The sequence below is a fragment of the Sphingomonas sp. genome (assembly GCF_017745215.1).
Classification (GTDB): Bacteria; Pseudomonadota; Alphaproteobacteria; order Sphingomonadales; family Sphingomonadaceae; genus Sphingomonas.
This window is the reverse complement of sequence record NZ_JAGHZV010000022.1, coordinates 48,520-57,449: the sequence shown is the minus strand read 5'-3', so window position 1 is coordinate 57,449 and position 8,930 is coordinate 48,520. Positions and strand designations below refer to the sequence as shown.

Here is an 8,930-nt window from a genome sequence, read left to right as displayed (position 1 = left end):
TTCGAAACCAAATACGACACCTTCGGCGACGCTCGCATCCTCCGAAACGAACTCTACACCGGCTCAAACCAAACCACCTCAGACCAACTCCAATCCTTCGACAAACTCGGCAACATCACCTCCATCACTCACCGCGGCGGCCTCCTTACCGACTATTACGCCTATGACGAGCTGGGCCATCGGCTGAGCGACACCCAGTCATGGACGAGCCCCACCACCGGCAGCGCGGTCGCGAAGACCGACTATGACGCGGCCGGCAGGGTCGTGCGCGAACAAGCCTTCGGCGGCGACGTCACGAGCTACAAATATGAGTGGCTCACCAGCCTGAACAGCGGCGTGCTCGGCGACTATGACGGGTGGAAGAAAACCGTCACCAACGCGAACACGCTCACGACGAGCGAGTCGACCGACTATTTCGGCCATGTGATCGCGCGCACCGACATGAGCGCGACGGGGACGAGCTTCACCTACGACCGCGGCGGGCGCCTGGCCAACACCGCGACGGGATCCGACACCACCAGCTACAGCTGGCTCAGCGCCGGCTGGATCGGCACCGTCACCGCCTATACCCAGGTCAACGCGACCACGACCATCCAGACTTCCGCCTATGACGCGGCCGGCAACAAGCTGACCGAGGCGCAGACGCGCAACGGCAGCTCGATCGAGACCGCGGCGGTCACCTGGGACGCGCTCAATCGCATGACCAGCTGGTCCGAGGCCAATGGCGGCACCGCGGGCTTCGCCGTGACCACCGCCTATGAATATGATCGGACGGGCAATATCCGCCGGTCGCACGGCACCTATGGCTTCTATGGCGACCAGTGGTTCCTCTACGACACGATGAACCGCGTCACCACCGATCGCGGCATCCTTTCGGGCGGCGCCATCGTCCGAGGCACGGCGAACGACGGGACCCCGTACGGAAACGGCGCGAACACCGGCACCAACTACACCTACGACAAGTCCGGCAATCGCATGACGGCCACGCACACCGTGCACACCGTCGTCGATTCGCTGTGGATCGGCGACGACGACGGCGACTTCGGTCACATCAAGAACTTCTACAAGGACCTGAACGTCACCGAGAGCTACAGCTACAACGGCGACGGCACGCTCGCGACGGTCTCGAACGCGACCGACACCTGGACCACGACGACGGGTGGGGTGACCGCCGGCGTGGTCGCCGGCGTCGCCCAGCTCCGTGCCAATTTCTGGTACGACGCGCGCGGCCAGGTGATCCACCAGACCGACTGGAACGGCAACGGCGTCAACGCTGCCTATGACCGCGTGGTGACCTACGACGCCGCCGGGCATGTGCTCACCGAGGTGGTCACCCAGAAGCAGGGATCGGACACGATCTACAGCACGACCACCAACCAATATGGCACCACGGGCACGACGGGGTACAAGCTCGGTGCAGTCACCTATTCGGAGACCGCGAGCCACAAGAATTCGGACGGCACGGTCACTTCGAGCACCACCAACACCTATGCGATGCTCGCAGGCCCGGTGCTCTCGCTGACGCAGTACAAGCCCGACAAGACCCAGTCGACGACCTATACGAGCACCTATTCGCTGACGGCGCTGGGCGTCGTCACCGCGGTGGCGATCGTCGACGGCCGCTCGCGCAACGTGAGCTTCACCAACGACATCAACGGCCAGGTCATCCGCCGCGAGGAAGCGGACGGCAACACTTTGGCGCCGGATCCCTACGACATCTACCTGCGCTTCGCCGGGCGCGAGATGGGGCACGTCACCAACAACGGCACCTTCGAAACCGATTATGCGAGCTCGATCGCCAATCGCCAGCAGGTGCCGGGCACGGGCGCGTTCCAGAACGGCAGCTCGACGCAGGTCAGCTACAATGATTTCTCGCAGAGCGTCTCGCCGATCAACAGCTACCAGCAGGGGAACGGCGGCGGCACCTATGTGGTGCAGGCGGGCGACACGCTGGCGAGCATCGCCGCGGCGACCTGGGGCGACGCGTCGCTCTGGTACAAGATCGCCGACGCCAACGGCCTGAGCGCCGCCTCGGCACTGGTCGCCGGCCAGCGGCTGACGATCCCCGACGGCGTGAGCCGCACGGGCAACAGCGTCTCGTCGTACAACCCCTACGACCCCACCGAAGCACTCGGCAACAACAGCCCGACCACGCCCAAGCCGGCGAAGAAGCCAAAGTGCGGGCTGATGATCCTGATGGTCGTGGTCGCCGTGGTGGTCACGGCGATCGCCACCGCTGGCGCGGCGGCGGCGATCAGCGGCAAAGCGTTCGGCGTGGTCCTGGGCTCGATGCTCGGCAGCGGAGCCGCGGCCGGCGTCACTACGGCGGCGTGGATCGCCGGCGGCGCGATCGGCGGCGCGATCGGCAGCATCGCGAGCCAGGGGTTCGGCATTGCGGTGGGAATCCAATCGAGCATCAACTGGAAAAGTGTCGCGATCGCAGGCATTTCGGGCGCGGTGGGCGGCGCCATGGCGCCAACGGGCGGCAGTTCGTTGCAAGGCGGCGTCGATGCGGCGAACTCGGCGGTTGTGGGCAGCGCGGTGCAGAACGCGGTCAATTTCGCGAACTCGGCCACCGTCGTCAGCGGAGCAGCCCGCGCGCTGAGCACCTTCGGAACCGCCCTCCTGCGCGGCGTCGCAAGCAATGCGATCACGCAGGGCATCGCCAAGATCACCGGACTGCAGAAGAATTTCGACTTCGCCAGCGTGGCCGTGGCCGGGTTGAGCAGTGGTGTGGGCGCTACGATCTCCGGGCAGTTCCATGGTGTGTCGACGTCGCTCCAGCGCGCGGAAGCCGGTCTCATCAGCGGGATGGCGTCGGAGATCGCGGGTGCTGCGGCGCGGTCCGTACTCACGGGTAGCGATTTCGGCGACACTATCGTGGCTGCGTTGCCGGATGTGATTGGGACTACGATCGGCAATTTGCTGATGAATTCCGTCACGACCACGGACGCCGAGAGAATTGCTCGGCAACGTCAGAAAATCGAAAAATTCTACCGAGGAAGGGACGACCTACCCGCTGGCTGGACGGATACAGTGAGCATGCTGGCGACAAGCGTTGATCAGGACAATGGTCTCGTGATCGGCTCTACATGGCGCACTATCTCAAAAGATCCTGAGATGCTGAGCGCGACAGAGGAGTTGTCACAAAGTATCTTCTTGAACGATGGTAGTCAGGAAGGAATTGGAACCTATCTCAACAATCTAGAACCGTTCCTTACTCGCGTTGCTGGGGTGGACAGGTCCACTGCAAGAGCCGTAGTCACTCGACTTCGCTCGATTCCAGTTTTCGAGAGGCCCGATTTACCTGAAACACCGAATTCCATGAAATTCAATGATACAGCAAGTACATCACTTGTAGAACGTGAGTTCCCCGGAGTTACCGTGACCGGAGATACCCACGGCGACATTTGGGCGCTTGGAAGTCGATATCTCGATCCGACGGCGATCTGGGCCGGCAGAGTCGTACGTGACACGCTGCAATTTATCGACGACAGGCCAATTCTCAAATATTCGCTCAAAGCTGCTTCGTGGATCGCCAACCCCGTTGGCAATGCGGTCGGGGTGCTCGTCGACGCGGTGGCAGGGAAGGAGATTCAAGAACTGGTGCAGGGCGCAATGTCGCCCATCATCGCGCGATTCACGGACCGCGGATATTCGGCGGATGATGCGGTCAGCGGCACGATGGGTGTGCTTCTGGCCCTGTCTGCCGGCTATATGGTGGCGAAGGGCTTCGACAAGGGCGTCGACCTGCTGCGGACCGCCCTACCCAATGCGAAGCGAATCGCCGGAGAACTTGTCGCCCTTGCCCGTCAAGCGGGGAAAACCGTTGTCGCCACGGCGAAGACCGCTGCACAAGACGCGAAGGCTGCGGTTCGCGCGCTTAGGGCCAAAATTTTACCGAGCGCCGCAAAGGGAGCGGGGGCCGCCGAAGATGCCTTTTCTCACGGATATACGTATGCCGACAGGGTTCGAGTCCGTGGGGTTCAGGACCCTGTGAGCCATAACTTCCCTTACTCGTTCGATGACGCTATTCTGAAGACCAATCCCATCCCAAAAGCCAACGGTTATAATATCTATCAAATGCCAGGAATTATGGGAAAAAAATCAGGCGTCTTCGAGATTGGCGTCACCAAGAACGGCGTAATTGATCACCGCTTTTTTAGGCCAGACAAATGACCGAACTCTCTCTCGTGATTGACGGAATGCTCTCTGGAACCGGCATCAGAGATGCTGCAAACGGCGGCTATCTGGAGCCCCAGGACGTAGGTTTGTCAGAAGCGTTGGTTCGCAAAATAGGCGCATGGCAATCCGCCTACGAGGACGCGCATTTCCATCAATACGAAGACGAAGCGAGAAATGAAGCTCTCGATCGCGAGGGTTTGGAGATAGTGCGCGCAGTCCGTGCGGAACTTCCCAAAGCTGAAGTCGGATATTTTTCAAGCGCCACTCTATCCGAGATAAAACTGTAGCGGCAATCAATCCCCCGCTTCCTCCACAGAAAAATCTCACCCCCTCCCCCGAGCCGCCTTGCAACCGATCCGCCGATCCGGGATCGTCCGGCCAAGGGGAATTCGGGGTTCCGGGGGGTTTGCGTGGAAGCGGATCGCGCGCTTAATCTGTTGAACGACATGCTGTGGAGCTGCGTGGTGGTCGCAGGGCCCGTGCTCGCGGTCACGCTGATCGTGGGCACCGTCGTCAGCGTGCTCCAGGTCGCGACCCAGCTCCAGGAAATGACGCTGAGCTACGTGCCCAAGCTGCTTGCCACCGCCGTGGTGCTGATCCTGCTCGGGCCGTGGATGATCGCGCGGATCACCGATTTCGCGCGCGGCCTTTATCTCGCGATCCCCGCGCTCGCCTCCTGACGGGCCGGGGCGGATGGGAGACTTCGCCGACCAGGCCGTGGCGACGCTGCTGATCAGCCTGCGCATCACGCCGGTGTTCGCCTTCGCCCAGCCCTTCACGCTGCTGCGCGTGCCCAGAACCGTGCGGACCATGCTGGGGATCAGCCTGGCCGCCTGGCTGGTCGCCGCCTATCCCGGCTCGACGTGGCGGGCACCCTTCTGGGATGCCGGACTGCCGATGGTCGCGCTCGGCGAGCTGTTCCTCGGCCTCACGCTCACGCTCGCGCTCCAGCTGGCCTTCGCCGCGCTGCTCACCGCCGGGCGGGCGATCGACATCCAGGCGGGCTTCGGCCTCGCCGCGCTCGTCGATCCGACGACGCGGAGCCAGATGCCGCTCGTCGGCACGATCCTCGCCTATGCCGGCGGCGCAGTCTTCTTCGCGACCGGCGGGGCCGGCGACCTGCTCGCGGTCTGGGCCGCCTCGGTCGAGCACGTCCCGCTGGGCACGGCTTCGATCGGCGGCGATCCGGCCGTGCTCGGCGACTATATGGGCGCCGTGTTCCTGATGGCGATGGGGCTGGTCGGGATCGTGCTGCTCGTGCTGTTCCTCATCGACCTGGCGATCGCTTTCCTCTCGCGGACCATGCCGCAGATGAACGTGCTCTTCATGGGCTTCCAGGTGAAGGCGCTCGCGATGCTGCTGACGCTTCCGGTCGCGCTGGCCTTCTCGGGTGCGATCTTCGCGCGGCTGATGCGTGCGGCAATCGACATCATGCCGCAGCTGATCTGATGGCCGAGCAGGAGCAGAACCGCAGCGAGGCGCCGACCCCGTTCAAGCTCAAGCGCGCCCGCGAAAAGGGGATGGTCGCGCGCAGCGTCGAGCTCGGCTTCCTCGGCGGCCTGATCGCGCTCGCTGCATTCAGCGCGATCGCGGGGCCCGCCGCGGTGACCCGGCTCGCCCAGCTCATGCGCGTCACGCTTTCCGCCGGCGTCAGCCGCGCGGCCGACCCAGAGCAGGCCCAGGCGATGATCGGCGAGGTCTATTGGGCCGCGCTCAGCCCGCTGCTGCTGCTGGGCGGCACGATCATGGGCGTGGTGATCTTCCTCGAGATCCTCCAGCTGCGGGGACTGATCTTCACCGCCCAGCCGCTCAAGCCCGATTTCAGCCGGCTCAACCCGGCCAAGGGAATCAAGCGGCTCTTCTCGATGCGGATGCTCAAGGAGACGCTCAAGACCATCGCCAAGGCGGCAGTCTATGCCACCGCCGCCTGGCTGGTGCTGCACGACGCCACCTCGCGCTACGCGCCGATCGCGGCAGACGGGGAGCGGCTGGCAAGCGCGATGGGCGCGGCGGGCCTGAGGCTGATCCTGGTGTTCGCGGCGATCGCGCTGGGCTTCGTGATCCTCGACCAGCTGCTGGTGCGCGGCGAGTTCCTCAAGCAGATGCGGATGAGCCGCCGCGAAGTGACGCGCGAGGCCAAGGACCGCGAAGGCGATCCCCGGATCAAGCAGAAGCGCAAGCAGCTCCATGCCGAGTTCGCCAAGCAAAGCAAGGGCCTGGGAGCGCTGCCCGGCTCGGACTTGCTGGTCGTCAATCCCGAACATTATGCCGTCGCGCTGCGCTACGATCCCGAGACGATGACCGCGCCGACGATTTCGGCCAAGGGCCGCAACAACTTCGCGCTCGCGCTTCGCGCCGAGGCGGCGCGCCTCGGCGTCCCCGTGCTGCGCCGCCCCGAGCTTGCCCGCGCGCTGTTCCGCGGCGGCGAGCCCGGGCGCGAGATCCCCACCCATCACTATGAAGCCGTAGCCGCGCTCTACATCGCGCTCCGCCACCCAGCCGCACGACCGGAAGGCACCTGATGCTCGAGAAAATCCTTAACAACCAGAAGGACCTCGCGCTGGTCTTCGCCGCGATCGCGATCCTGGTGATCCTGTTCGTGCCGATCCCGCCCGCCGCGCTCGACCTCGCGATCATCACCAACTTCGGCTTTGGGCTGACGATCCTGCTGCTCACCTTCTATGTCGGCAAGCCGGTGGAATTCTCGACCTTCCCGTCGTTGCTCCTGGTCGCGACGCTCTACCGCCTCTCGCTCAACGTCGCGGCGACCCGGCTCATCCTCACCGGCGGCAATGCCGGCGACGTGATCGGATCGATCGGCGCCTTCGCGGTGCAGGGCAATTTCGTCGTCGGCCTGGTGGTCTTCGCGATCCTCGTGGTGGTCCAGTACATCGTGGTGACGAGCGGCGCCCAGCGAGTCTCCGAAGTCGCGGCGCGCTTCACGCTCGATTCGATGCCCGGCCAGCAAATGAGCATCGACGCCGACCTCAACATGGGGCTGATCGACCAGAAGGAAGCGGTGCGCCGCCGCGAGGGGCTGCAGAAGGAAGCAAGCTTCTATGGCGCGATGGACGGCGCGTCGAAGTTCGTGAAGGGCGACGCGATCGCGGGGATCATCATCCTGCTGATCAACATCATCGCCGGCTGGATCATCGGCGTGACGCAGATGGGGATGGACTGGAGCCAGGCGCTCCAGGCCTTCACGCTGCTCACCATCGGCGACGGCATCGCGACCCAGCTGCCGGCGCTCATCGTCTCGATCGCGACCGGCATCATCGTCACGCGCTCCTCGGCCGACCGGCGGCTGAGCAGCGAAGTCTTCAGCCAGCTCGCCTCGGAGCCGAAGATCCCGCTGATCGTCATGGCGGTGCTGCTCGCGCTGCTGATGCTGCCGGGCATGCCCAAATGGCCGATCCTGGTGATCGGCGGGCTCGCAGCCGCAGGCTGGTGGCGCATCCGGCGGCTGCGCGCGGAGAGCGCCGCGCTCGGCACCGCGGACGACGACGCACCGGCCGCATCGGGCGCGCCGCCGGTGCCCGCGCTCGAGATCCGGCTCGGCGCCGAGCTCGGCAAGGCCTGGCAGCATGAGGAACCCGTTCTGCTCGAGCGGATCGCGAACCTGCGCCGCGTGCATGAGGAAGAGCTCGGCCTCGCCTTCCCCGCGGTCAAGCTGCTCGACGGCGAGGGCTTGGGCACGCACGATTATGAGGTCCGGCTGTTCGGTGCACGCTATGGCGCAGCCGAGCTGTTCCCCGACAAGCAGCTCGCCATCGCCAGCCACGGCACCAACGTGCGGTTGCAGGGCATCGAAACGGTCGATCCGGCGTTCGGCCTTCCCGCCTGCTGGATCGAGGACGCCACCGTCTCGGCCGCCCGCCAGGCAGGCTATTCGATCATCGATCCGATGACCGTGCTCACCACCCATTTCGGCGAGATCGTCCGGAGCGAAGCCGCAACCCTGCTGACCCGCGCGAGCGTGGTCGCATTGCTCGACGAGGTCCGCGGCCGCCAGCCCGGACTGGTCGAGGAGCTGATCCCCAACACGCTGATGATCTCCGACGTGCAGCGCGTGCTCCAGAACCTGCTCGGCGAAGGCGTGTCGATTGCCAACCTCGACCTGATCGTCGAGCACCTCGTTGACCTGGCGCGAACCCAGAAGGATCCGGCCGAGCTGACCGAGCTGGTTCGCCAGCGGATGAGCTACGCGATCTGCCACAAGCTGCGCGGCAGGCATCACGATCTCGCGGTGCTCAGCCTCGACCCGCGCGTCGAGAACCAGATCGCAGCCGCCGTCGGCACCAACGGCGAGCGCGGCGGCCTCATCGTCGACCCGCGGCTCGCCGAGCAAGTGATCCGCCGCCTCTCGCCGATGACCGAGGAGATGTTCCGCCAGGGCCGCGCGCCGGTGCTGCTCTGCGGCGGCGAGGTCCGCCGCCAGCTGCGCAGCCTCACGCGACGGACGATCCCCAAACTGTCGATCCTGTCGGTCGCCGAGATCCCGATGCGGATCAACCTGAAGTCGTTCGATGTGGTGCGGCTGGAAGGCTAGGCGATTTCGAGTCGGGGCGGGAGCCGGGACCGAAAAGTCACAAGAGTCGCAACCCGTCACGGCGATTCCGCTGGCTGATCCCAAGGCATTCAAGGAGCGGCCGGACTTTTCCGGCCGCTCCAGTCAAGCGACTCAATTCCTACATTGCAAGGCGCGGCCCATCGTCGCTCGGCCGTGGGTTCGTTGGCGCCGGACG

At 64.8% G+C, this 8,930-nt stretch carries 6 protein-coding genes; all 6 read left to right on the top strand.

The window, feature by feature from the left end; all coding sequences use genetic code 11:
- Positions 1-4,179: LysM peptidoglycan-binding domain-containing protein (locus tag J7495_RS18095; RefSeq protein WP_294058295.1), on the top strand; the 4,179-nt coding region annotated here is incomplete at its 5' end.
- The gene (locus J7495_RS18090; protein ID WP_294058294.1) at positions 4,176-4,472 is read left to right on the top strand and encodes a hypothetical protein; all 297 of its coding nucleotides are present in this window, start codon (positions 4,176-4,178) and stop codon (positions 4,470-4,472) included. The genes J7495_RS18095 and J7495_RS18090, both read left to right, overlap by 4 nt.
- A gap of 150 nt (positions 4,473-4,622) precedes the next feature.
- Positions 4,623-4,865 (top strand): flagellar biosynthetic protein FliQ, encoded by a 243-nt coding sequence (locus tag J7495_RS18085; protein WP_294058293.1) that lies wholly within the window; start codon positions 4,623-4,625, stop codon positions 4,863-4,865.
- Positions 4,866-4,878: 13 nt separating this feature from the next.
- The gene (locus J7495_RS18080; RefSeq protein WP_294058292.1) at positions 4,879-5,634 is read left to right on the top strand and encodes a flagellar biosynthetic protein FliR; all 756 of its coding nucleotides are present in this window, start codon (positions 4,879-4,881) and stop codon (positions 5,632-5,634) included.
- Positions 5,634-6,707 carry an EscU/YscU/HrcU family type III secretion system export apparatus switch protein gene (locus J7495_RS18075; RefSeq protein ID WP_294058291.1) on the top strand — a complete coding sequence of 358 codons (1,074 nt, stop codon included), beginning with the start codon at positions 5,634-5,636 and terminating at the stop codon, positions 6,705-6,707. The genes J7495_RS18080 and J7495_RS18075 overlap by 1 nt, the downstream gene beginning before the upstream one ends.
- Positions 6,707-8,734: a flagellar biosynthesis protein FlhA gene (locus J7495_RS18070; protein WP_294058290.1), complete on the top strand. Its 2,028-nt coding sequence runs from the start codon at positions 6,707-6,709 to the stop codon at positions 8,732-8,734. Before J7495_RS18075 ends, J7495_RS18070 begins: the two co-directional genes overlap by 1 nt.
- Positions 8,735-8,930 lie beyond the last annotated feature (196 nt).

Coding starts and splice junctions, on each gene's coding strand:
- J7495_RS18090 (WP_294058294.1), top strand. CDS start 4,176: ATGACCGAACTCTCTCTCGTGATTGACGGAATGCTCTCTGGAACCGGC.
- J7495_RS18080 (WP_294058292.1), top strand. CDS start 4,879: ATGGGAGACTTCGCCGACCAGGCCGTGGCGACGCTGCTGATCAGCCTG.
- J7495_RS18075 (WP_294058291.1), top strand. CDS start 5,634: ATGGCCGAGCAGGAGCAGAACCGCAGCGAGGCGCCGACCCCGTTCAAG.
- J7495_RS18070 (WP_294058290.1), top strand. CDS start 6,707: ATGCTCGAGAAAATCCTTAACAACCAGAAGGACCTCGCGCTGGTCTTC.